Source organism: Frankia sp. BMG5.60, assembly GCF_059428125.1.
Genome location: NZ_CM182091.1, coordinates 553,449 through 575,075, shown reverse-complemented (window position 1 = coordinate 575,075; position 21,627 = coordinate 553,449). Strand labels below are relative to the sequence as shown.

The following is a 21,627-nucleotide window of genomic DNA, read 5'->3' as shown; positions in this document are numbered from 1 at the left end:
CACGTCACGGACCGCCACTCCGGCGAGTCGTCAGACAATCACACTCCGTACACCACGTCCGTGGACTCCACTCTCATCGTGCCCAGACTCCCCTGAAGCAGCCCGTCCCATCGCGGGCGCGGCGCTCCTGCAGCGGTCTTCTCCGACGAAATATGACTCGCGGGCAAGGGGGACGGGCTGGTTGGCTGTCGGGCTGTGCGTGTTCTGGTGACCGGAGATCGGGGGCTGGTGGGCCGGGCCGTGACAGCGGCCCTGACGTTGGTCGGACACCGGACGGTGGGATTCGATCTGGTGGACGGGCACGACGTATGCGACGCCGCCGATCTCGAGCGGATGTCCGCGGGCTGCGGGGGAATCGTGCACCTGGCCGCCCTCGACGAGCCGGTCGACGATCCGGACCTGTCGGAGTTCGGACCGGCCACGACCGGCACGGACGCGCGGGTGTTCGAGACCAATGTGGTCGGGACGAGCAACGTGCTGCGGGCGGCCGAACGCCGCGGTGTGCCCCGGGTGGTCGTCATGAGCAGCGTGGACGTGTTGGGGTGTTTCGGCGGCCACGGCCGGCCGGCCTACCTTCCCCTCGATGACCGCCATCCCGCCTGCCCGGCGGGTGCGTACGGGATGTCGAAGTGGCTGGCCGAGCAGATGTGCGAGGCGGCGAGCGCCGCGTCCGGCGTCTGCACGGTGTGCCTGCGCCCACCCGGGGTGTTCACCGAGCAGACCTACGCCGGGATACGGCGGGCCCGGCGCGACAATCCCGCCTTCGAATGGTCGCCGATCTGGGAGTACGGCGCCTTCCTCGACGTGCGCGACCTCGCGTCGGCGGTCGAACGGGCGTTGACCGCTCCGCCTGCCGGGCACCATCGGCTGCTGCTGTGCGCGGCCGACATCTCCTCCGCCCGCGACGACGCCCGCACCCTGGTCACGCGGCTGCTCCCCGACGTCCCCTGGCGCGGCGCAGCGGACCATCTCCAGGACCCGTTCCGAGCACTGATCGACACCTCGGGCGCGCGCACGCTGCTGGGCTGGGCACCGCAGCACCGTTGGCGACCTTCCCGCATGGAGTAGACCCTGGGAGCGGCGCACGCGGCGCCAGCGGCGCGCGGGCCGGCGGCGACCGCGGCGGGAGGAATCATGACGAGGCGGGAGCCGACCGGCCCGGTCGATCCGGTGGAGCGGATGTCCTACGCGGTCGTGCGCGCCCGGCTGGACACCTCCCGGCTGCCCCGGTTGACCCGGGCGGTGCTCGAACGGGTCGTGCACGCCAGCGCCGACGCGCGCTACGCCGACGACCTGGTCTGCCGGGAGGACGACCTGCGCGCCGGGGTGGAGGCGCTGCGCTCGGGGGTCGCGCTGGTCACCGACGTGCCGATGACCGCCCTCGGCCTCGCCGACGATCCCCGCCACCCGCCCGACCCGCCCCATCCGGACCCCTCCACCCACGCCGGTTCCGGGGCCGGCCCGCGCCTGGCCGGACGGCCCGTGGTGTGCAGCGTCGGGCGCGTCGATCCCGACGTCGCCCGCCGCGACGACCTCAGCCGTCCGGCGGTGGGCATGGCGCTGTCCGTCGACGAGGTCGGCCCGGGCGCCGTGTACGTGATCGGGGCGGCGCCGAGCGCGCTGGAGGAGCTGCTGTCGCTGGCCGACGTGGCCCGCCCGGCGTTCGTGATCGGGCTGCCCGTCGGCTTCGTCGGCTCGGTGGAGGCCAAGATGGGCCTGCGCGACAGCGGTATCCCCGCGGTGTCGAACCGCTCCGCGCGCGGCGGCCCGGCCGTCGCCGCCGCCGCCGTCCACGCCCTGCTGCACACCGTCGTCCCTGACTGACCAGTCGTCCCTGACTGACCGCGAGCCGCGGTGGCGAGGTCAGCGGCAGGGTCGTGGCACATCATCAGGGCCCTCGTGATCAGGGGCCCTCGTGCAGGACGAGGTCGAGCAGCCCGGGGAAGCGATGGTCGAACTCGGCCCGGCGCAGCCGGTTGAACCGGCGGGGGCCGGTGTCGCGCTGCTCGAGCAGCCCGGTCGCGCGCAGCACGGCGAAGTGGTGGCTGCGGGTGGCCGCGCTGACGGGCACCTCGAAGCTGCCGCAGGGCAGCGTCCAGTCCGGATGGTCGGCCAGCGTGCGCAGGATGGCGCGGCGCACCGGGTCACCGAGGGCGTCGAGGGCCTCCTGCAGGCTGACCTGCGCCGGGTCGCGATGGGTCAGGCTCTGCGTGCGCGCCGGCGTCCTGGCCTGCCCGCCGGCGGCCGTCGGCTGCGTCATGACCACCTCCCAGCGGCGCGGGCCGGCGCCAGCGACACCCTCACCCTTGGAAGCGTCACGCCGCAGCGCGGCCCTGCTGTCATGGTAGGTCCGCTTCGCGCGCCGCCGGGCCGGTGGACCGCAGCGGCTCCCCGCGGCGCCGGCCCGGTGCCGACGTCGGCGATCCGGCAGACGTGACGTCGGCGACCATGTCCGACAGTCGTCAGAGTCCCATCGACGTCAGAGTCCCACCGTCGTCGAAGCAGCGATGCGCGACGGGATGTTCTGGCATGCTGCACCGATACGAGCAGGGACGCATGACGCTTCTTGGCTCTGCTGCGGGAGCAGCACAGAGCGCCATGACGGGTGCGGCCGCTGCGAGGTGACGCCATGTCGCGGGAAGGCCCGAGATGATCGCAGCGATCGTTGCGGCTGCTGCCAGCCTGGTCACGGCGGCCTTGACGTACCTGCTTTCGCAACGGGGCGCCCGCCGGGTGCTGGCGCACGAGGCGCGACTTCAGCGGGTGAACGCCCAGTTGAGCCAGTTATACGGACCTCTTCTCGTGATGACGGAGTCAAGCCTGATATCTTTCCGCGTTTTCAAGGAAGTCTACGACGATGCGAACTTCTCGCGGCGCTACAGGCTCGACGAGCCGCACGAGCTGTCGCCGACGCAGCTCGAGGCGTGGCAGCATTGGCTGCCCGGGGTGTTCCAGAAGACGAACCGTCAGATGTACGAGCTCCTTCTCACCCGCGGCGATCTTCTCATCGGTGGCGTGATGCCGGACTGCATGATCCAGTTCTGTGCGCACGTGACCGGCTACGAGACCATTCTCCAACGATGGGAGTCGGGGGACACGCGATTCGCTTTCAGCGCGGTCGCCTACCCGGCAGGATTCACCCCGTACGTACGCGATTCATACGCCCGACTGGTCAGGGAACAGACACGGTTGCTGGCGATTGTCGGCTGAGGACATGCGGATCGACCTGATCACCGTCGTCGTCGACGAATACGACCCGGCCATCGCCTTCTTCACCGACGCGCTGGGTTTCGAGCTCGCCTCGGCCGGTGTCACCTTCGTCAGCGGGCCACGCACGGAGCCCTACGGGAGGGTCGCGGTCTTCCTCGACATCGCCGGCAACCGATGGGACCTTCTCGGCCCCGCGTGATCAGAGCACCCGCACCGCGATCCCTGGATAGTCCAGAACAAGCGCCGCGTCGTCGTAGGTGAGCCGGCAGGCGAAGGCGAACGCGGGAGCGGTGTAGTCGTAGCGCTGACAGGATTCGTCGGCGGCGCGGGTGTAGGTCTGCTCCAGTCGATGGACGCCGAGATCGACAGCGCGGACATAGGCCGCCGGAGCCTCAGCCCGCTGCCCGACGGCCAGGTCCAGCCGGCGGACCGGCAGGGCGTTCGTCACCGCCGACGATTCCAGATCGACGTCGAGACAGCCGTCCAGATGAGCCGCCGCCACCCCGTTGACCAGCCATCGCCCGCCACCGTCGGTTTCCAGCGTGACCGACCGGGATCCGGCGGCCGACCGCCCGCAGACAGTGGCGTCGCGCGTGTGCCCGGCCCCGTCCAGGCTGACACGATAGGCGACCATCCAGGTCTGGCCATCCTCGCAAGCCGTCGTCGCTCCCTCGACGCGGTAGCCGTCGGCCGACCTCTCGAAGTAGACGACCTCGAAACCGCGGCGGGCGTCCTGGTGCTGCCAGGCCGCCGTTGCCGGCCACGTAGTGAAAGGCACGGTGCCACCCTGCCGGATCGAAGAACCAGGACACGACAGGCGTCGACACTGTCGCCCTCGACGAGGCCCGGGACGTGGGCCCGGGGACGTGGGCGCCGGCACGAATCCTCCTCTCCGGCCGACGGCGGCGCACACTGAGCGGGCGGGCCCATCGCCGTTGCTCCCCACCCGCCATCACCAGCGCAGCCCCCGACCGGCATCCCGCCGCCGAGGCCCGTCCCACGAGGGAGACACATGGCCACCCCGCAGGAGCGCCGCACCGCCGACCAGGAGGCCCGGTACGCCGACCATCGCCGCGCCCGGGCAACGATCCTCGACGCCGCCGAGCATCTGGATCCCACCGACCTCAGCCTGCGCGCCCGCCAACTCCGCGACACCGCCCAGGCGATCCTGCGCCGCCCCGGCCGCAGGACCCCCGCCGAGGCGGTCGCGGACAACTGACCCCACCCACCGCGGCCCCACCCACCGCAGCCCCGGCCGGACAGGGGGGCGGCCGGTCGCCGTCAGCGGCGCGGCGCCGAGCCGGCGCCGAACAGCGCCGCCACCATGTCACGGGTGGTGCTCGCGACGGGATGCCACACGGTGCGGCGCGCCCAGCGGGCGGGCTCGACGACGACAACCCGGCCCACCATCCGCACCGCGCGCCCGACCGGCACGGCGAGGGTGCGCCACAGCCAGCCGACCGGCCGTACCACCACCAGACGCAGCACCGCGGCGACGGTGCGCACGACGGCCGCGCTCACCCGCCAGGCGAACCGCAGCGCGTCCGCGACAACGTGCCCCACCGGAACCGCGACGTTGCGCCACAGCCAGCCGATCGGGCGCAGCACGGCCCAGTACAACACGGCTGCCAGTGCTCGGCCGATCGGGCGCAGCACCTGCCGGTGCAGCCAGTGCAGGGGCACCGCGACGAGGTAGAGCAGCCCGAACCGTAGCGGGATCACCAGCAGATACCGGTACAGCCATCGCAGCGCGTGTCCGGCCGGTCGCAGCGCCCACCACCACAGCGCGAGGCTGATCGGGACGACCAGCCAGTCCCACAACAGCGTCCTCAGCGCGAGCAGCACCGGCCGAAGCAGCCGATCCCACAGCAGCAGGCGCAGCCCCCGAGACAGCAGGACCAGCAGCTCCCACGCCAGCCGTAACGGGACCACGACCACCACCGCGATCACCCGCGCCGGCCACCGCAGCACCTCGTACAGGCAGCCACCGCCAGGCTCGGCGGACCGCGGGGCCACGGCAGGGCCAGGGCGGTCCGGACGATTCGGCCCCGCCGCGCCCCCGGCCTGGTACTCCTTCAGCGCCTTCCAGTCCTCGGACACTCTGTACCCCCTGCAACGTGCCCCGTCGAAGGCCCATCACCCTCGCGCTCGCCGTGATCAGCCTGATCGTGGTGACGATCGGACTGGTGTGGTTGCTCGCGGTGGCGATCGTCACCGGTCATCTCAACGGCGTCATCTCGACGGCGTCATCTCGACGGCGTCATCTCGACGGCGTCATCGGCACCGGGTCACGCCGGCGGGCGTTCGACGCGGTCACCGGCGCCGCACTCGTGGCGCTGGCCATCGCCGTCGCCCTGGAATGATCTTCGGCGGGGGTGTGCCGGTCGGGGACGGCGGGTCCGGAGTCGAGGGCGCCGAGCGCCGCCGGGTCGCAGGCGTCGGCCAGCAGGTCCAGGGACAGGCCGAGGACCTCGGCGAGCGCGGCGACGGTGAAGAACGCCGGCGTCGCGATGCGGCCGGCCTCGATCTTGCGCAGCGTCTCCGCGGACAACCCGGCCGCGGCGGCGACCTCGACCATGCTGCGCTCGCCGCGGGCGGCTCGCAGCAGCGCGCCCAGCCGCTCGCCACGTTCCCGTTCCGCCCTCGTCAACGGCGCGCGCACCATACCCGTGATAGTAATACCGTGATAGTAATTGGGAACGGTACGGCGGGTGCCGAGCCGGCGCCGGGCGGCGCCGGTGTCGGCGGGGGAGGGTGGTCGGAATGGTGGAGCTGAAGTCGGCCTCGGCGATCGAGGCGATGGCCGCCGCCGGGGCGGTCGTCGCCCGCGCGCTGCGCGCCACCCGTGACGCCGCCGCCGTCGGGGTCACCCCCCGCGAGCTGGACGCGGTCGCGCACGCGGTCATCCGCGACGCCGGCGCCATCCCGGTCTTCCTGCACTACCATCCCGGTTTCGCCCCGACACCGTTCCCCGCGGTCATCTGCGCCTCGGTCAACGACGTCATCGTCCACGGCATCCCGGGCGACACCCCGCTGCGCGACGGCGACCTGGTCAGCATCGACTGCGGCGCCGAGCTCGACGGCTGGGTCGGCGACGCCGCGATCAGCTTCACCGTCGGCGCCGGGCGCCCCGGCGACGCCGCCCTCATCGACACCACCGCCGCGGCGCTGGCCGCCGGCATCGCCGCCGCCGTCCCCGGGGGCCGCCTCGGCGACATCGCCGCCGCCATCGGCGCCGTCGGGCGCGCCGCCGGCTACGGCATCCCCCGCGACTTCGGCGGGCACGGCATCGGCCGGCGCATGCACGAGGATCCCAGCGTGCCCAACGACGGGCGGCCCGGACGGGGCATGCCGCTGCGCGCCGGACTGGTCCTCGCCCTGGAACCGATGTTCTGCGCCGGGGGCCGCGACAGCTACCGCACCGCCGCCGACGGCTGGGCCCTGCACACCGCCGACGGCAGCCGCGCCGCCCACGTCGAGCACACCGTCGCCATCACCGCCGACGGCCCGCGCATCCTCACCACCACCGCCTGAACCATCCCGCCCGAACCACCTCGCCTGGTCCATCCCGTCTGGTCCATGGCTCGCCGGCCCGTCCGCACCCCGCCCGGACCGCACCCCCGCCCGGCGCGGGTGGTACCCGGTCCGTTGCGGGTCGCCGCCGCGGCGGTCGATAGTCGGAGCTGGCCGTGCGGCACCCGCCGCCGACCGGTGACCATCCCATCCGACCCCGGACCCCTCGGAGCGTGCCATGACGTCGCCGTCAACCGCCCTGCAGCCCTTCACGATCGACGTCCCCGACGCCGTCCTGGACGATCTGCGGCAGCGGCTGCGCCGGACCCGGTGGACCGAACAGATCCCCGGCACGGGCTGGGACCTGGGCACCGACGTGGACTACCTGCGCGGGCTGTGCGCCTACTGGGCGGACGGGTTCGACTGGCGGGCCGCCGAGGCCCGCCTCAACCGCTGGCCGCACCTGCGCACCGTCATCGACGGCACCACCGTGCACGCCCTGCACGCCCGCTCCCCGCATCCGGGGGCGGTGCCGCTGCTGCTCACCCACGGCTGGCCCGGGTCGATCGTGGAGTTCGGCGGGGTCATCGACCGCCTCGTCGACCCGCCGTCCTACGGCGGCGACGCCGCCGACGCCTTCCACGTCATCTGCCCGTCACTGCCCGGCTACGGCTGGTCCGGGCCGACGGTCGAACGCGGCTGGCACGTGCGCCGCATCGCCGACGCCTGGGCGGAACTCATGACCCGCCTGGGCTACGACCGCTTCGCCGCCCAGGGCGGCGACTGGGGCGGGGCCATCACCGCCCACCTGGGCGCCTACCACCCCGACCGGCTGCTCGGCATCCACCTCAACCTGGTACCGCCGCCGCCGATGACCCGCGAGGAACGCGCCAACCTCACCCCCGAGGAGGTCGCCGACCTCGACTTCGCCCGCCGCTTCGCCCAGTACGAGACCGGCTACCAGGCCATCCAGGGCACCAAGCCGCAGACGCTCGCCCACGCCCTGACCGACTCCCCGGCGGGGCTCGCGGGCTGGATCGTGGAGAAGTTCCGCACCTGGTCGGACTGCGACGGCGACGTGGAGAAGGCGATCAGCCGCGACGACATCCTCACCAACATCACCACCTACTGGGTGACGGAGACGATCGGCTCGTCGATCCGGCTGTACTACGAAACGCGCGCCGCGGGCCTGCTCGGCGCCCCCGAACGGCAGGTGAGCACCCCCACCGGCGCGGCGATCTTCCCGAAGGAGATCTACCGGCCGGCGCGGGCCGTCATCGCCCGCCACTACAACCTGCGGCGCTGGACCGTGCAACCCCACGGCGGCCACTTCGCCGCCCTCGAGCAGCCCGAGCTGTTCACCGCCGACGTCACCGCCTTCTTCCGCACCCTGCGCCCCTGACCCACACCCCCAGGGCGGCCGACGACGCGGTTCCGCGGAACACCTTGATCAACAAGGCGGGTGCCGGGCAACGGTCGGAGTCCGGGAGCGGCAGGGGGTTCCGCGGAACACCCTGATCGTCGAAGTCGCAGCGTGGCCGGATGCGGCGGCAGAAAAGGGGGTGACGGATCGCGGCGGGGCCGGCAGCCTGACCGGATGATCCGCACCCCCGACGGCCCCGACCCGGCGCCGACCCCCAGCCTCGACCATCCCGCCTCGCCCGATCACCCCGCGCTGCCCGGCGAGCTGCGCTGGCGGCGTCCGCGCGGCACCGACCAGGCGCGGGTGCTCGCCGTGCTGGACGACTGGTGGGGCGGCTTCGGCGGCGAAGCCGGTTCCCGGCAGCGGGCGCTGCTGCTGCCCCGGCTGTTCTTCCAGCACTTCGCCGACACCTCCCTGCTCGGCGAGGCCGCCGACGGCCGGCTGACGGCCTTCCTGATCGGTTTCCGCTCCGCCGCGCGGCCCGACGCCGCCTACATCCACTTCGTCGGCGTCGACCCGGCCCTGCGCCGCCGCGGCGTGGCCGCCGTCCTGTACCGGTGGTTCTTCGCCCAGGCCGCCGCCGGCGGCGCGCGGCGCGTCGAGGCGATCACCAGCCCGGGCAACGTCACCTCCGTGGCCTTCCACACCGCCCTCGGCTTCCGGATCATCTCGGGGCAGCGCACGGTCGACGGCGTCGACGTCCAGCCCGACTACGACGGGCCGGGCCTGCACCGCGTCGCCTTCACCCGCCCCCTCACCCCCGCCGACACCGCCCCGGCGTCCCCGCCCTGACCCGTCGCCCGCCAGGCGAGTGGGTTGCGGGGAGCCGATCGGCTCCCCCCGCGGATGGGGCCGTCACCCAGCACTTCTTCACCCTGCACTTCTTCGACCTGGCCTACATTTTCGCCGCCTCGCCGGCGGGCGTCGGGCGCATGGTGCGCTCGGCGATCCACACCAGCGTCCGGCGGGGCAGCAGACGGCCGCTGCGGGCCAGCAGCGCGTTGCGGCGCCCGTCGATCGCGATCGGCCGGCCCCGCTGCAGGGCACGCAACGCGCAGGCCACCACCTGCTCGGGGGTGCGCATCGCACCGACGACGTTGTCCCGGGTGCCGACGACGTCGAAGAACGGCGTCTCGGTGGAACCCGGGCACAGCGCGAGCACCCGCACCCCCGCCGGGCGCGTCTCCTTCCACAGCGCCTCGCTGAACGACAGCACGAACGCCTTGCTCGCCCCGTAGACGGCCATGTGCGGCAGCGGCTGGAACGCCGCGGTGCTCGCCACGTTCACCACCGTCCCCTGCCCGCGGGCCACCATCGCGGGCAGGAACCGGGCGGTCAGCGCCACCACGGCGACGCAGTTGAGCCGCACCAGGTCGGCGAGGCGGACCGGGTCGGCGGCGACCAGGTCGCCGTGGATGCCGAAGCCGGCGTTGTTGACCAGCAGATCCACCCGGACGCCGGCGGCCGCGACCTGCTCGGCGACGACGTCGACCGCGCCCGGGTCGCCCAGGTCGACGGCGACGACGTGCGCGCGCACCCCGTGCTCGCCCACGACCTGCGCGGCCACCGCCTGCAGGCGGTTTTTGTCCCGGGCGACCAGCACGACGTCGGCGCCGCGCGCGGCGAGCTCTCGGGCGAACACCGCGCCGATGCCCGTCGACGCCCCGGTGATCAGCGCGGTCTGTCCCTGCAGGTCCATCAGCAACTCTCCATACCATCCGGTCGGTCGGGTGGAAAAGCATGCGGGGGCGGCGCCCGGTCGCCGCGGTGCGCGGGAGTGGACCTACCCGCCAGGACGGGCCGCCACCGCCACCGCCCCCGGCCCAGGCCCAGGCCCAGGCCCGGGCATGTCCGCGCCCCGCCCGCCACACAGCGCCAGGTCGACGAGGCCGACCAGCCCCCCGCCCGCTCGGCGAAGCGCGCCGACGCCGCCGGGTGACCCCCACGCGGGGGAGACGCCGGCCGCCCACCGCCGCCGGTATGCCCGAGCGGCCGGGTCCGCCCCGCGCCCCGCCGACCCCGCAGGCCCGCCGTGCCCCGAGATGCCCCCGGCGCGCACCCCCCACCCGGACCCCGCCCGCCCACGCCCACCCTGACCAGGCCCGCGGCGTGGGCTGCCCCGGAGCGGGGCACCCGGCCCGATCAGGCCATCACGACCCCATTACACGCCTCACGTTCCACCTACAAGAGGAGGAATGTCCCGAATGGACAACGCGGGGGCGGTGTGGAGTTCGTCCAACCGCTGTACAGACCCCCCCAGGGTCGCGGTAGCGTGCCCACCGTCACGTCGTCCACCGATCCGGCTACACACCGGTAGGACCGTCGCCGTGGACGGGTCGCCGCCTGCCCGGCGTCGAAGCCCAGCTCCGGCACCCGCAGCGGGCCCGCCGAGGCGAGGCGGGCGCGGCGGGCAGCAGCCCACGACCAGCCGACGGTAACGCGGCGTGACGGACAGGGGTGGGCTCGCCCGCGGCCTGCGCCGCCGCGGCATCCGGCCGCGCCGACGCCGACGCGCACGGCCCGCCCGGGCCTCGGCCCGGCCCGGACGTGACGGCGGGCGCGGGACCGGCGGTCCGGCCGGCGGTGTGCGCCGCCGGTCGGGAGGTGGAAGGGATGCAGGGCATGGACGCGGTGGAACTGCCGGGCGCGCAGGTGCCGGACCGCTTCGGCCTGTCCGCCGCCGCCCGCGCCGCGGCGATGATCTCCCGGGAGATCGCCTACGCCGACCCCGACCCGCTGGCGCTCAGCGAGTTCGACGACCGCCTCTACCGCTACGCCACCACCCTGCTCACCACGCCCCACACCGGCCTGCTCGGCCCGATCGTCGGCGACTGGCGCCGCGTGCAGGCCGCCCTGGCGCGGCGGCTGTCGCCCGCGGTGCACATCGAGCTGACCCGCGTCGCCGGCTACCTGTCGTTCTACCTGGGCGTGCTGTCCGCGGACACCGGCGCGGACACCTCCGCCCGCCGCTTCGCCACCCTCACCGAGCAGTTCGCCGCCCAGCTCGACGACCGGCTGCTCACCGGCACCTCCCGCAGCCTGGACGCCGCGATCGCCTTCGCCGACGGACGCCTCGACGCCGCCCGCGCCGCCGCCGCGCGGGCCGCCGCCGTGGAGCATCCCTACCTGCACGGCTGGGCCGCGGCCGCCGAGGTCACCCTCGCCGCGGCCGCCGGCGACGAACCCGGCGTCGACGCCGCGCTGGCCCGCCTGCGCGACCGCCCGGTCGTGCGCGGCCTGCGCCATCCCGGCTGGCCCGCCTTCGACGACGTCCGCGAGGCGTGCGTCGTCGCCGACGCGATGGCCCGGCTGCACGTGCCCGGAGCCCGATCCGCGGCGTGGCGCGCCGTCGCGATCACCACCCCGGGCACCCTCGAACGCGGCTGGGCGCTGGCGGCGCTGGCCACCACGCTGGTCAACCACGACCCGGCCACCGCCGGCGGTGTCCTCGACGAGATGGTCGCCATCCTCGACACCCGCCCGTCGCGGCTGCTGGCCACCCGGGTGCACGAGGTCCTGCTGCTGATCTCCGCACCGCCGGTCGACCGCGCCCCCCGCACCGCCGGCGCCTCCTGACGGCAGCTACCGGGTCGGCGTAGGGCAGGCTCGTTGCCGGTAGCCGTCGCAGCCCGGCGGGCCCGGCGCTCAAGCCCGCCGGGGTCGGCTCAGTCCGCGTCAGTCCGCGACGTCGGCGAGGGCCACGACCTGGGTGGGGGACAGGCGCACGAGCAACTCGCCGGGAACGCCGTTGCGCGCGCCGTACTCCTCGGCCCGCTGCGCGCCCATGTAGCGGGCGGCGATGCGCGTGGCCCAGTGGCGCACCTCGGCCACGTCGTCGGACAGCGTCACCGGCCCGGTCAGGGTGACGAACGAGTACGGCGGCCGCTCGTCGTCGACACACAACGCCGCGGCCCCGGTGCGCCGCAGCGCCCGGCCCTTCACCGACTCCGCCCCGGTGTTGAACACGACGTCGGCGCCGTCGAGAAGGAACCAGATCGGCACCACGTGCGGCCGGCCGTCGGCCCGGACGGTGGCGAGCTTGCCGGTGCGCGTGCCCGCCGAGACGAACTCCCGCCACTGCGCATCGGTCATCGTCGCCATGCGAGCACCCTATGCCGCCAGGCGGTGTCCCCCAGCCGGGCCACGCCCGGGGCCACGCCCGCAGAGGTGCACGGGGGCGCGATCGCAGGCGGTTCTCGTCGCCTTCCGGCCGCGGGCGTGTGCACCCTGCTGCACCGGGGCCGCCGGCGCCCGAACGACGGACCGTCGCGGCCTCGGCTGCTTCAGGCCGACGCCCGGTACGTCTGCTCGCCCGGCCTGGTCGGACCCGGGACGATCGAGGCTGCGGTGGTCGGACCGCTCAGGCCCGAGCCGCCGGCGGCCGGACCTGGGGTGGCCGGACCTGGGGTGGCCGGACCTGGGGTGGCCGGACCGCCGCTGGTCCCGGTGGCGCGCCCGCCGGTGGCGCGCAGGCGATGGCCACGGCGTACCAGGAGCCGCTCGGCGAGGGCGTCGGCGCGTTCGATGTCGTCCAGGGTGGCCCGGGTCCGCCGCTCGACCTCCAGGATCGCGGCGAGCAGCTCGGCGGACAGCCGGGTGCGTGCGGCGACCCGAGCCACACTCGGTGGCAGCGGCGCCGCCCCACCCCCGGGCCCGGCCGTCCCACGCGGGGACCCGGCCGCGCCACCCGCCGCCGGACGACCACCGTCGTGCTCGTCGCCGCCGGGACCGGCACGACCCGGACCCGGCCCGCCCGGACGGGCGGCGTCCAGCCGCGAACGGCCGGGCGAACGGGCGGGCGCTCGGGCCGGCGCATCGGGACCCACGACCTGGACGGGGCCCGCCGTCGAGCTCGGGCGGGCGGACTCGGGCGGGCGGGCGGGCGGAGTGGACCGGGCGGTCAGGTGCAGCAGTGCCATGCATCAGTGATACCGCGCCAGATACGCACTGCAACGCCTTGACTTCTCCCCGCCGCGCGGGATTACCCTTTCCCCACAGGACATCCACAGGGTCACACCGGGTTACCCACCACCCCGTCGACAGGGTTATCCACATCTCGATCATCATGTGATGAACATCACAGATCGCCTGGCTCGATCGAGGATCCGCCGATGCTCGGCGACGTCCGCACCCGAGGCGGCGAGCGGATCGGCGAGGATGCACCGATGACCTGGACCCGTGACCCGGACGCACCCGTGACCCCGTTGCACCCGTGACCCCGTTGCACCCATGACGCAGACGCCCCTGCCCGGTGGGCTCGTCAACACGGTCGTCCGGATCGGGGACACCGTGCGCCGGCCCGTGCCGGAGCGCGCCGAGTTCGTCCACCGCCTGCTGGGCCTGCTGGCGGACCGCGGCTTCGAGGGAGCGCCACGCCTGCTCGGCGTCGACGGGCAGGGCCGCGAGATCCTCACCTACCTGCCCGGCCATGTCGCCTGGCAGGCCGACCAGCCGGCCGCCGTCACCACCGACGACAGCCTCGCCCGCCTCGCCGAGCTGGTCCGTCAGCTCCACGACCTGACCGCGGGGACGGCGCTGGCGCGCGGCGGGGAGGTCGTCTGCCACAACGACCTGGCGCCGCGCAACACCGTCTACCGGCCGGTGGCCGGGGAACTGCGCCCGGTGGCACTGCTGGACTGGGATCTGGCCGCACCAGGCCGGCGCATCGACGACGTCGCCCACGTCTGCTGGCAGTTCCTCGCACTCGGCCCATCGGTGACCGACCTGACCGAGGTGACCCGACGGATCGCAGTGATCTGCGACGCCTACGGGCTGCGACACCGTGACCGCCTGATCGAGACGATTCTGTGGTGGCAGGACCGTTGCTGGCGCGGCATCGAGCGCGGTGCGCGGGCCGGGCAGCCGGGCGCCCGCCGCCTGCGTGCGGCCGGTGCCGTCGAGGAGGTGCGTGCGGCGCACCGCTGGGTCGTCGCCCACCGCGGCCGCCTGCAGGCCGCGCTCCTCGGGCGCCGCCCCACCCGGGGATAGCGACGGTGGGGCCGGCACCCGCACCCGCGGCACCCTGGCAGGCGGCGCCGGTCCCTTCGCCGGCATGGCGCTGGGCGCCCTGGGCTCCAGCCTGCTCGTCGCCTACCTGCACGACCCCACCCGGCTGGTCTACCTGGTGCTGCTGGCGATCCTGCTCACCCAGGCGGGTCTACTCCGGTAGCGGATCGCGTGGTGGTGGGTCGACTCCGACGCCGCGCAGTGCCTGGTCGACGAAGGCGGCCTTGGCGTTGGTGTAGGCGTTGCGGTTGTCGCGATGCGTCCGGGCGAGGCGTCGTTTGAGCTGCGCGTACCGCCCGCGCAGCTCGGCATCGGCCCGCAGGGCGTCGCGGAAGGCCAGCAGCGCCCGGGCGTGCGGATCGTCGTGGGCGATCACATGGAGGTGGTGGGTGCGCGCGACCGGATGCGGGCGCAGGAACCACAGGCGGTAGCCGCCGGCCGGATCCTGCGGCCAGTACAGCCAGCCGTCGGCGGCCAGCGCCGGCACCGCGTCGTGCACCGGGGCGAGGAGGTCGACGACGGGCTTGGCGGGCAGGCCCGCCACCGCGGTGGAGCCGATGTGCTCCACCGCGCCGGCGAGCAGATCCCCCAGGAGGGCGGCCAGCCGGTCGCGCTGCTCGGCGAACCGGCCGGCCCACGCCGGGTCGTGGGCGACAACCTCGACCGGCTCGTCGCTGACCATGTGTGCTCGCCCCTCCCACCCGACAGGCATCGTCCTGGGGCCGTACGGGCCCGGGCGCACCGGCGGGCCGCAGACCCCGGGCCGCCGACACCCGAGGCGGCGGCGCTCAGCGGCGCCAGGGGGAGCGGGAGGTGTTGCGCGGCAACGGTTCGGTGGCCGCCCAGATCCGCCGCCAGCGCGCCGTCGGGGTGTCCGGGGCGCCGCGCAGCCGCGCGGAGATCGACACCGGGCCGGACCCGCTACGCGCCGAAGCGCGGGGACGGTGCCGGCCCAGGGTGCGCGCCTCGCCGACAGCGGCCGTCGTCGCGGCCGTGCCGGCCGACCGGGTACCGCCCGATCCGACGTCGTCCCCCTGGTCGAGGCGCGGCCCGCCGAGGACAGACCCAGCAGCGGGGGACAGACTGTCGGCGTGGTCGGCGTGGTCGGCGGCGGTCGGCTGCCGTGGTGGCACGCCGGGCCCGGCCACGGTCGGCTCGCCTGCGGCGACATCCGCCCCGGCTGGCGGCGCGGGATCGGCGCCGAGGGGGACGGCGACACCGGCGGCGGGGGAAACGGGGGAGTCGGTGGGCTGCTCGGCGAGCGCGGCACGGGTGGCATCCCACCAGCTCGTCGCGTCCTCGGCGCACAGCCGGTCGACCTCGGCGGCCAGCCGGGCGGTGAACGCCCGCACATCCTCACCGGGCGCCGGGCGCAGCGGCCGGCCGAAACGCACCGTCACCTGCGGGCGACCCGGCACCGGCCACGACCGGCCCCGCGGCATCGCCGCGAACGCCCCCCGCACCCCCACCGGCACCACCGGCACCCCGGCGTTGATCGCCAGATACGCAGCCCCCAACCGGAACCGGCCCCGCGCCCCGTCCCGCGACCGCGTCCCCTCCGGAAAGATCACCAGGTTCCAGCCGTCGCGCAGCAGATCCATCGGCGTCGACGACGGCGCCCCGCCGCTGCGGTCGATCGGCACCGTCGCGAACGCCAACGCGCTACCCGCCCCCCGCCACACACTGTCGAAGAAATAGTCCGCCGCCGCCGTCACCGCGGTACGCGAACGCACCCGCCCGGGCAGCGCACACAGCAGCATGGGCGCGTCGAGATGGCTGGTGTGATTCGACACGACGATCACCGGGGTGCCGCGGACGGCGTCGAACACCTCCGCGCCATGCGTATCCGCGGTCAGCGAGGCGTGCAGCAGCGGATTCATCACCCCGCTGAGGAACGCCGCCCGAGTCGTGCGCGCCGCACCGCTGCGCGCCCACCCGGTGGGGAACTCCCGCGCCGCCGGCCGCGCCGCACCGCCCGCGTCGCCGGCCGGCGCCCACGGCGGGCCACCCCGACGAAAACCCCGCGCGGCCTCGCGCAGCCCCACACCCCGTCGCGGCCTACCCATCCCGATCACCCATCCGTCCCGAACACCTTCGTCCTACCGGTCCCATCCGCCGCACCCACGCACCCACGCACCCAGCGACCCCGCCCGTCACGGCGCGACCCCTGCGCCCCTCACCGCACCTCGGTGATCAACTGCGGCGGGCTGTGCAGGTAGGTGATCGACGGGTCACGGCCCACCGACCCCGCCACGATCTCCAACGCATCCGCCAGCGTCGACGCCGCCCGGTAACCCAGCCGCGCGCACACCGCCCGATCCCCGCCGACGAAGACCACCTCGGCCAGATGCGCCCGCGCCGGCGCCGTCTCATACCAGCGGTGGAACGGATGCACCCCGTGATGCGCCAGCGACGTCCGGTACAGCGACGCATACCACGGGTCGGTGGCGTACTGCCGCTCGAACTTCGCCTCGATCGTCGCCGGATCACTCGACTCGGCGAGCACCTCCTCGTAGAAGTCCACATACGACGGCTGATGCAACTGGGAGAACCGGGCCGACACCGGATGGTAGACGATCATCGCCCCGTTCTCGCGGACGACGGGCCGCCCCCGATGGCGGGCGAAGACGTCGGCGAGCGCACCGTGCGCGGCGAGCACCGGATCCGCCGGCGCCCCACCCTGATACGCCCCGAACGGGGGCAGCCCCACAACGACGACGTCACTCTGCCCGTCGACGTCGACGCGCTGCTGGGCGTCGACCGCCGCCCACGCCGCCACCGCCACCGCCTGCGGCTCACCGGCCGTCACCGACGTGATCGCGTAGTCGGCGGCCAGATCGCGCAGCACCCGCGCCCGCCCCCGCCCGCCGAGCAGCTCCAGGCCCCGGCCCACCCCGAACGCCAGCGCGGAATCGGCCGGCGACCACTCCCACTCCCGGCGGGTCAGAAACGGCCCCGGCCCGACGGCGGCGTTCACCGTCGCCGTCACCGCGAACACCGGCACCGCCGCGCCCAGCACCGCCCCCACCCGGCCCGCCGCCGCGCCCTGCACGATCCGGCCCTCGACCGTCCCGCCGCCACCCGCACCCGCCGCCGCGCCCTGCGTCACCGCCGCCACCCCGTGCACCGCGCGCAGCGACGCGTACGACGACAGCCCCTCGACCAGCGCACCCAGCCCGCCCTGCCCGGGGCCCTGCACGATCCCGACGGCGACGAGCAGATCGGCCTCGGCCACCACCCGGGCGACCTGAACCGGTTCGCCGGCGTCGCTGAGGCCGATCTCGACGAGGTTCGCCGCGTCCTCGGCGTCATGGCAGGCCAACTGCGTCGGCCAGAACGAGCGGAACACCCGCTCCCCGACGATCCCCGCCACCTCGGCGGCGGCGAGCCGCCGGTGCAGCCCGTTGGCCACCACCAGCGACACCTCGTCGACGCCGGCCGCCGCCGCCACGGTCAGCACCCGCTCCAGGATCCGCCCGCGCACGTCGACACCCCGCACCCGCGGCTGCGGGGTGCGCAGGTCGTCCACGCTGATCGCCAGGCGCATCCCCGGGCGCAGCAGCGCCGACAGCGGCGCGCTGCCCACCGGCTCGCCCAGCGCCGCGCCGATCGCCGCGTCGACGTCTGCGACCCCCGGCCGCGGCTGCGGCGGATACACCACCCGCGTGCCCAGCGGGAACCGTTCCAGCAGCACCCCGGCGCCGGAATGGACCAGCAGCGGGGGAGTCCGCTCGTCGACCTCGAGCACGAACCCCGGTCTCACTGTCGCGATCCTCTCCACGTCCGCCCCGATGAGCCACACCCTGCGTGTGCCCAGTCCACCCCCGCCATCCCGGCCCCGCACCCGCCGCCGGCCCCGCTCACGACGGCGCCGCCGGATCGAACGCCACCCGCACCGCGCCGAGCCGCCCCGCGTCCCACGCATGGGCCAACGCGTCGCGCCAGCGGGTCAGCGGATAGCCGCCGGTGACCAGCCCGTCCAGCGGCGCGGTCGCGGCCAGCTCCCACGCCCGCGCCAGCACGTCCGCCGCGCCCGGATCGGCGCTGGTACGCGCCGCCCCGACCAGCTCCAGCCCCCGCGCCCACAGCGGCGTCAGATCCACCCGACCCGACGGGGTACCGGCCACCACCACCCGGCCACCCGCCCGAGTCGTGCGCAACGCCGTCGCCAGCGCCTCACCGCTACCCGCCGCGTCCACGGCCACATCCACCCCGCCGAGCAGGAACGACCCGCCCGACGGCGGGGTCACCCGCAGCGCATGCGTGCCCCGACGCACCCCGGCGACCGCCTCGGCCGGATCGAACACCGCGTCCGCGCCGAACCGGCCGGCCACCTGCGCCTGGCGGGGATGACGCGCCACGACCGCCACCGACCCGGCGTCGGTGAACGCCCGCAACGCCAGCACCGTGAACAGCCCGACCGCCCCCGCGCCGACGACCAGCACCCGCGCCCCGGACGCCACCCGGGCCCGATCGACGGTGTGCACGGCACGGGCCAGCGCGTCGACCAGCACCGCCCGCTCGTCGGGCAGGCCGTCGGGCACCGCATGCAGCTGACCGCGATGGGCGAGCATGATCCGGCTCCACCCGCCGCCGCCGACCCCGACCTCACCCGCCCGCGGCGCCGACTGCGCCACCGGGTCGACGACGACCCGGGCACCCGCGGCCAGCATCCGGCCGTCGGGAAGGGTCACCTGCTGCTCCACCCGGCCGACGACCTCCCGTCCCGGCACGAACGGCAACCCGACAACCGCCGTCAGATACGCCGACGCCCGCCCGGTCACCAGCGCCAGATCCGCCCCACCGATCCCCGCCAGCGACGGACGCACCCGCACCCAGCGGTCATCCGGCGGCCGCGGATCATCACGGTCCACATACCGCAACGGCACCGCCCGGCCCAGCCCCCCGAGTGCCCCACCGGGCGCCTGAGCGACCAGCCGGGCGGCGACGTGGCGCGCCGGGGAGTCATACAGCTCCAACCCCCGGGTCACCACCCACCCCCCGCACCACCGACAGCCCCGCCAGCACCGCCAGCACCGACGGCGGCGCGGGCCCGCGCGGCCGCGGCCTGCCAGCCCCGCTCCACCCGACTGCCCACCATCAGCCGCGGTTCCCCCACCGCCGCCGCCCACTCCTCGATCGGCCAGCCCGCACCCCGCGCCACCTGGTGCAACGCCACATCCGGGTTCACCGCCACCGGATTACCCACCGCACGCAGCAACGGCAGATCCGACTGGCTGTCCGCATACGCCCAGGACGCCGCCAGATCCGCACCCGTGCTGCGCGCATGATGCCCCAGATACGCCGCACGCGCATCGCCGACCAGCGGCGAGGAGGCCAACCCGCCGGTGAGCAGCCCATCGGCGCCCACCTCCAGCCGGGCGGCGACGATCTCGTCGAACAGCGGCGCGAACGGCCGGGTCAGCACCTCCACCGCCCCGGTCAGCAGCACCGTGCGATGCCCCGCCGCCCGATGCTCCCGCACGCGGCGGATTCCCGCCGGCTTCACCCGCCGCAGCAGAATGTCCCCGGCCACCTCGGCGACCAGACGCTCCAGCTCCTCGGGATCCACCCCCGCGTAGCGGGCGTACACCGCGCGCATCAGATGCCCCCGGTCACGCCGCTCCGCGCGCACATACCCGGGCAGCGCCGCCGCCAGCCCCGCCAGCTCCCGCGCACGCCGCCGCGGCCCCGCGTCGGCCAGCCGCATCCACAGATACGACTCGATCACCGTCGCGCTCGCCACCGCACCGTCGAGATCGAACACCGCCAGCACCCCGTCGCCGGCGGCCAGATGCCCCGACAGCCGCCGGCGCGGCGCCGCCTCACGCGGACGGCGCAGCACCGCCGTCACCGCCGGGCAGTGCACCTGCTGCAGGTAGTGCCGCCAGTCGAAACACGCCGGGTCGAACCCGAACTCCACCTGGTCAGCCGAATCCAACGCCTCGTGCAACGCCGCCGTCGCATCGTCGACGTAGACCAGCTCCGCCTTCGTGTACGCCCGGTACACATCCGAATAGCGGCGCAGGAACGCCACCCGGCTCTGCGCCCGCTCCAGCTCCCCGGCCAACGCCCGCGTCCGCGCCGACGCCGGGACCTGCGCCAACGCCCGGCCCGCCAGCCCCACCAGCCGCTCGGAATGCCGCAGCCGCGCCTCCACCGCCGCCGCCCCCGCAAACGGCCACGACGGCACCGCGATCGCCCCCCGGCCCCGCTGCGGCAGCGGATCGGCCAGGAAGTACTCGCGCACATGGGCATACAGATCCCGGAACAGCAGCGGGTTACGGAACCCCGAACACACCGTGTAGTAGGCCGGGCGGTCCACCGGCGGCACCGTCGCCGCCGCGGCCAGCGTCGCGTTCACGACCAGGTCCACCGGGATGATGTCGACCACCGCGTCCGGAGAGGCGGGGAAGTCCGGCAGCTCGCCGCGGCCGTAGGCCAGGATCAGCGGCTCGGCCATCTTGAACCCCTCGATCCACCCGGGGAACGGCCGCGCCAACGCACTTTCGATGATCGACGGCCGCAGGATCGTCAACGGCAGATCGCCGTGCGCCTCCTCGAGGAACCGTTCCCCCAACGCCTTGGTGAACGTGTACGCATCCGTCCAGCCCAGCACCTGCGCGCGCTGCCCGCCGGCCTCGACCAGCCGGCGCGCCACCCACGCCCGCCGCAGCTTCTCCGCCTCCGCCGACACCGTCTGCGCCCCGGCCGCGGCGAACCGCCGCCCCGCCTGCGTCCGGAACCGCACCGAGTTCTCCGGCGACCGCGAGGCGTCCTCGGTCTGCTGACGCACCCGGGAGGCCGAGTCCTGCTCGACCCGCCAGTCCACATCGTGGGCCAGCGGGCCCTCCGCGATGTGCCCCGACCGCAGCCCCGCCACGTACGCCGTCGACACGTGCACCAGATGCGGACGCGCCCCCGCCGCCGCCAGCGCCCGCAGCAGCTCCTGCAGCCCACCGACGTTGATCCGGAACCCGTCGTCGATCGGCGGGTCGAACGACACCTCCCCGGCGCAGTGGATGACGACGTCGATGTCGCCGGGCAACGCCGGCAGCCGCGACAGGTCACCCTCGACGACCTCGACGCGACGCGCCACCAGCTCGGCGAGCCCCGTCGCCCCGAGCCGGCCGCGCAGCTCACGAAACGCCGGCTTGCGCAGCATCCGCGCCAGCCGCGCCGCCCCCGTGTGACTGCCCCGCGGCCGCACCAGCGCCACCACCGAGGTGTCGGGGAAATCCGACAGCAACCGTTCCAGCAGAGCCTCGCCCATGAACCCGGTCACCCCGGTCACGAACACACGCCTGCCCGCGAGCCGCTCGCGCAGCCCCACCCTGACCTCCGCTGCCGTCACCGCCGACACCCTCATCCGGGGCACCCGCACCCGCCGTCGTCCGGATGGGCGGGTGCACATCCGGTGGGCAACCCTAGGCGACGCCTCGCCCCCGCGGCGCCAACCTGCTCATCACGGGTGC

Annotated in this window: 21 protein-coding genes and 1 pseudogene; 10 read left to right on the top strand and 12 right to left on the bottom strand. The window is 74.8% G+C overall.

Going from position 1 to position 21,627, the window contains the following annotated elements; translation table 11 throughout:
- The first annotated feature begins 195 nt into the window (after positions 1–195).
- Positions 196–1,068 carry an NAD-dependent epimerase/dehydratase family protein gene (locus AC5R91_RS02345; protein WP_495395432.1) on the top strand — a complete coding sequence of 291 codons (873 nt, stop codon included), beginning with the start codon at positions 196–198 and terminating at the stop codon, positions 1,066–1,068.
- Between the two features lie 66 nt (positions 1,069–1,134).
- Complete coding sequence (locus AC5R91_RS02340; RefSeq protein ID WP_495395431.1) at positions 1,135–1,824, top strand: precorrin-8X methylmutase; 690 nt, start codon at positions 1,135–1,137, stop codon at positions 1,822–1,824.
- A gap of 79 nt (positions 1,825–1,903) precedes the next feature.
- Here the strand turns inward: AC5R91_RS02340 and AC5R91_RS02335 are convergent, their stop codons facing one another.
- On the bottom strand, positions 1,904–2,260 hold the full coding sequence (locus AC5R91_RS02335) for an ArsR/SmtB family transcription factor (RefSeq protein WP_495395429.1): 357 nt from the start codon (positions 2,258–2,260) through the stop codon (positions 1,904–1,906).
- 389 nt (positions 2,261–2,649) lie between these two features.
- Here AC5R91_RS02335 and AC5R91_RS02330 point away from each other — a divergent pair, with 389 nt between their 5' ends.
- Positions 2,650–3,210 (top strand): hypothetical protein, encoded by a 561-nt coding sequence (locus tag AC5R91_RS02330; RefSeq protein ID WP_495395428.1) that lies wholly within the window; start codon positions 2,650–2,652, stop codon positions 3,208–3,210.
- Entirely contained in the window at positions 3,200–3,409 is a 210-nt protein-coding gene (locus tag AC5R91_RS02325) for a VOC family protein (protein WP_495395427.1), read from the top strand. Before AC5R91_RS02330 ends, AC5R91_RS02325 begins: the two co-directional genes overlap by 11 nt.
- On the opposite strand, the gene AC5R91_RS02320 is transcribed toward AC5R91_RS02325, so the two are convergent.
- Positions 3,410–3,988 (bottom strand): putative glycolipid-binding domain-containing protein, encoded by a 579-nt coding sequence (locus AC5R91_RS02320; RefSeq protein ID WP_495395426.1) that lies wholly within the window; start codon positions 3,986–3,988, stop codon positions 3,410–3,412. It abuts the gene before it with no gap.
- Positions 3,989–4,222: 234 nt separating this feature from the next.
- Here AC5R91_RS02320 and AC5R91_RS02315 point away from each other — a divergent pair, with 234 nt between their 5' ends.
- The gene (locus tag AC5R91_RS02315; RefSeq protein ID WP_495395425.1) at positions 4,223–4,429 is read left to right on the top strand and encodes a hypothetical protein; all 207 of its coding nucleotides are present in this window, start codon (positions 4,223–4,225) and stop codon (positions 4,427–4,429) included.
- Positions 4,430–4,491: 62 nt separating this feature from the next.
- Here AC5R91_RS02315 and AC5R91_RS02310 read toward each other — a convergent pair whose 3' ends face one another.
- Both AC5R91_RS02310 and AC5R91_RS02305 read right to left on the bottom strand, forming a co-directional pair.
- Positions 4,492–5,310 carry a hypothetical protein gene (locus AC5R91_RS02310; protein ID WP_495395424.1) on the bottom strand — a complete coding sequence of 273 codons (819 nt, stop codon included), beginning with the start codon at positions 5,308–5,310 and terminating at the stop codon, positions 4,492–4,494.
- A gap of 331 nt (positions 5,311–5,641) precedes the next feature.
- Positions 5,642–5,875: pseudogene (locus tag AC5R91_RS02305) on the bottom strand (helix-turn-helix domain-containing protein); the annotation flags it as partial.
- A 98-nt stretch (positions 5,876–5,973) separates the two neighbouring features.
- Here AC5R91_RS02305 and map point away from each other — a divergent pair.
- The 3 genes from map (at position 5,974) to AC5R91_RS02290 (ending at position 8,938) form a co-directional block, all read left to right on the top strand.
- Entirely contained in the window at positions 5,974–6,744 is a 771-nt protein-coding gene (gene map / locus AC5R91_RS02300) for a type I methionyl aminopeptidase (protein ID WP_495395423.1), read from the top strand.
- Between the two features lie 217 nt (positions 6,745–6,961).
- The gene (locus AC5R91_RS02295; RefSeq protein WP_495395422.1) at positions 6,962–8,125 is read left to right on the top strand and encodes an epoxide hydrolase family protein; all 1,164 of its coding nucleotides are present in this window, start codon (positions 6,962–6,964) and stop codon (positions 8,123–8,125) included.
- 195 nt (positions 8,126–8,320) lie between these two features.
- Positions 8,321–8,938 (top strand): GNAT family N-acetyltransferase, encoded by a 618-nt coding sequence (locus AC5R91_RS02290; RefSeq protein ID WP_495395421.1) that lies wholly within the window; start codon positions 8,321–8,323, stop codon positions 8,936–8,938.
- Positions 8,939–9,041: 103 nt separating this feature from the next.
- Here AC5R91_RS02290 and AC5R91_RS02285 read toward each other — a convergent pair whose 3' ends face one another.
- Positions 9,042–9,845, bottom strand: coding sequence for an SDR family NAD(P)-dependent oxidoreductase (locus AC5R91_RS02285; RefSeq protein WP_495395420.1), 804 nt, complete (start codon positions 9,843–9,845; stop codon positions 9,042–9,044).
- Positions 9,846–10,603: 758 nt separating this feature from the next.
- On the opposite strand from AC5R91_RS02285, the gene AC5R91_RS02280 reads away from it, so the two are divergent.
- Complete coding sequence (locus AC5R91_RS02280) at positions 10,604–11,722, top strand: hypothetical protein (protein ID WP_495395419.1); 1,119 nt, start codon at positions 10,604–10,606, stop codon at positions 11,720–11,722.
- A 99-nt stretch (positions 11,723–11,821) separates the two neighbouring features.
- On the opposite strand, the gene AC5R91_RS02275 is transcribed toward AC5R91_RS02280, so the two are convergent.
- Positions 11,822–12,247 (bottom strand): PPOX class F420-dependent oxidoreductase, encoded by a 426-nt coding sequence (locus AC5R91_RS02275; protein ID WP_495395418.1) that lies wholly within the window; start codon positions 12,245–12,247, stop codon positions 11,822–11,824.
- Positions 12,248–12,429: 182 nt separating this feature from the next.
- A complete protein-coding gene (locus AC5R91_RS02270; RefSeq protein ID WP_495395417.1) occupies positions 12,430–13,065 on the bottom strand; it encodes a hypothetical protein in 636 nt (211 codons plus the stop codon).
- A gap of 310 nt (positions 13,066–13,375) precedes the next feature.
- Here AC5R91_RS02270 and AC5R91_RS02265 point away from each other — a divergent pair, with 310 nt between their 5' ends.
- Complete coding sequence (locus AC5R91_RS02265) at positions 13,376–14,134, top strand: phosphotransferase (RefSeq protein WP_495395416.1); 759 nt, start codon at positions 13,376–13,378, stop codon at positions 14,132–14,134.
- Between the two features lie 169 nt (positions 14,135–14,303).
- Here AC5R91_RS02265 and AC5R91_RS02260 read toward each other — a convergent pair whose 3' ends face one another.
- The 5 genes from AC5R91_RS02260 to AC5R91_RS02240 all read right to left on the bottom strand — a co-directional run bounded on the left by AC5R91_RS02260 (position 14,304) and on the right by AC5R91_RS02240 (position 21,485).
- Entirely contained in the window at positions 14,304–14,834 is a 531-nt protein-coding gene (locus AC5R91_RS02260) for a GrpB family protein (protein WP_495395414.1), read from the bottom strand.
- A gap of 106 nt (positions 14,835–14,940) precedes the next feature.
- On the bottom strand, positions 14,941–16,218 hold the full coding sequence (locus AC5R91_RS02255; protein ID WP_495395413.1) for a lysophospholipid acyltransferase family protein: 1,278 nt from the start codon (positions 16,216–16,218) through the stop codon (positions 14,941–14,943).
- Between the two features lie 110 nt (positions 16,219–16,328).
- A complete protein-coding gene (locus tag AC5R91_RS02250; RefSeq protein ID WP_495395411.1) occupies positions 16,329–17,915 on the bottom strand; it encodes a lactate racemase domain-containing protein in 1,587 nt (528 codons plus the stop codon).
- A 97-nt stretch (positions 17,916–18,012) separates the two neighbouring features.
- The gene (locus tag AC5R91_RS02245; RefSeq protein ID WP_495395410.1) at positions 18,013–19,143 is read right to left on the bottom strand and encodes a zinc-binding dehydrogenase; all 1,131 of its coding nucleotides are present in this window, start codon (positions 19,141–19,143) and stop codon (positions 18,013–18,015) included.
- Complete coding sequence (locus AC5R91_RS02240; RefSeq protein ID WP_495397878.1) at positions 19,140–21,485, bottom strand: SDR family oxidoreductase; 2,346 nt, start codon at positions 21,483–21,485, stop codon at positions 19,140–19,142. Before AC5R91_RS02240 ends, AC5R91_RS02245 begins: the two co-directional genes overlap by 4 nt.
- Between the last annotated feature and the right edge of the window lie 142 nt (positions 21,486–21,627).

Coding starts and splice junctions, on each gene's coding strand:
- AC5R91_RS02340 (WP_495395431.1), top strand. CDS start 1,135: ATGACGAGGCGGGAGCCGACCGGCCCGGTCGATCCGGTGGAGCGGATG.
- AC5R91_RS02335 (WP_495395429.1), bottom strand. CDS start 2,260: ATGACGCAGCCGACGGCCGCCGGCGGGCAGGCCAGGACGCCGGCGCGC.
- AC5R91_RS02330 (WP_495395428.1), top strand. CDS start 2,650: ATGATCGCAGCGATCGTTGCGGCTGCTGCCAGCCTGGTCACGGCGGCC.
- AC5R91_RS02315 (WP_495395425.1), top strand. CDS start 4,223: ATGGCCACCCCGCAGGAGCGCCGCACCGCCGACCAGGAGGCCCGGTAC.
- map (WP_495395423.1), top strand. CDS start 5,974: ATGGTGGAGCTGAAGTCGGCCTCGGCGATCGAGGCGATGGCCGCCGCC.
- AC5R91_RS02295 (WP_495395422.1), top strand. CDS start 6,962: ATGACGTCGCCGTCAACCGCCCTGCAGCCCTTCACGATCGACGTCCCC.
- AC5R91_RS02290 (WP_495395421.1), top strand. CDS start 8,321: ATGATCCGCACCCCCGACGGCCCCGACCCGGCGCCGACCCCCAGCCTC.
- AC5R91_RS02285 (WP_495395420.1), bottom strand. CDS start 9,845: ATGGACCTGCAGGGACAGACCGCGCTGATCACCGGGGCGTCGACGGGC.
- AC5R91_RS02275 (WP_495395418.1), bottom strand. CDS start 12,247: ATGGCGACGATGACCGATGCGCAGTGGCGGGAGTTCGTCTCGGCGGGC.
- AC5R91_RS02270 (WP_495395417.1), bottom strand. CDS start 13,065: ATGGCACTGCTGCACCTGACCGCCCGGTCCACTCCGCCCGCCCGCCCG.
- AC5R91_RS02265 (WP_495395416.1), top strand. CDS start 13,376: ATGACGCAGACGCCCCTGCCCGGTGGGCTCGTCAACACGGTCGTCCGG.
- AC5R91_RS02260 (WP_495395414.1), bottom strand. CDS start 14,834: ATGGTCAGCGACGAGCCGGTCGAGGTTGTCGCCCACGACCCGGCGTGG.
- AC5R91_RS02255 (WP_495395413.1), bottom strand. CDS start 16,218: ATGGGTAGGCCGCGACGGGGTGTGGGGCTGCGCGAGGCCGCGCGGGGT.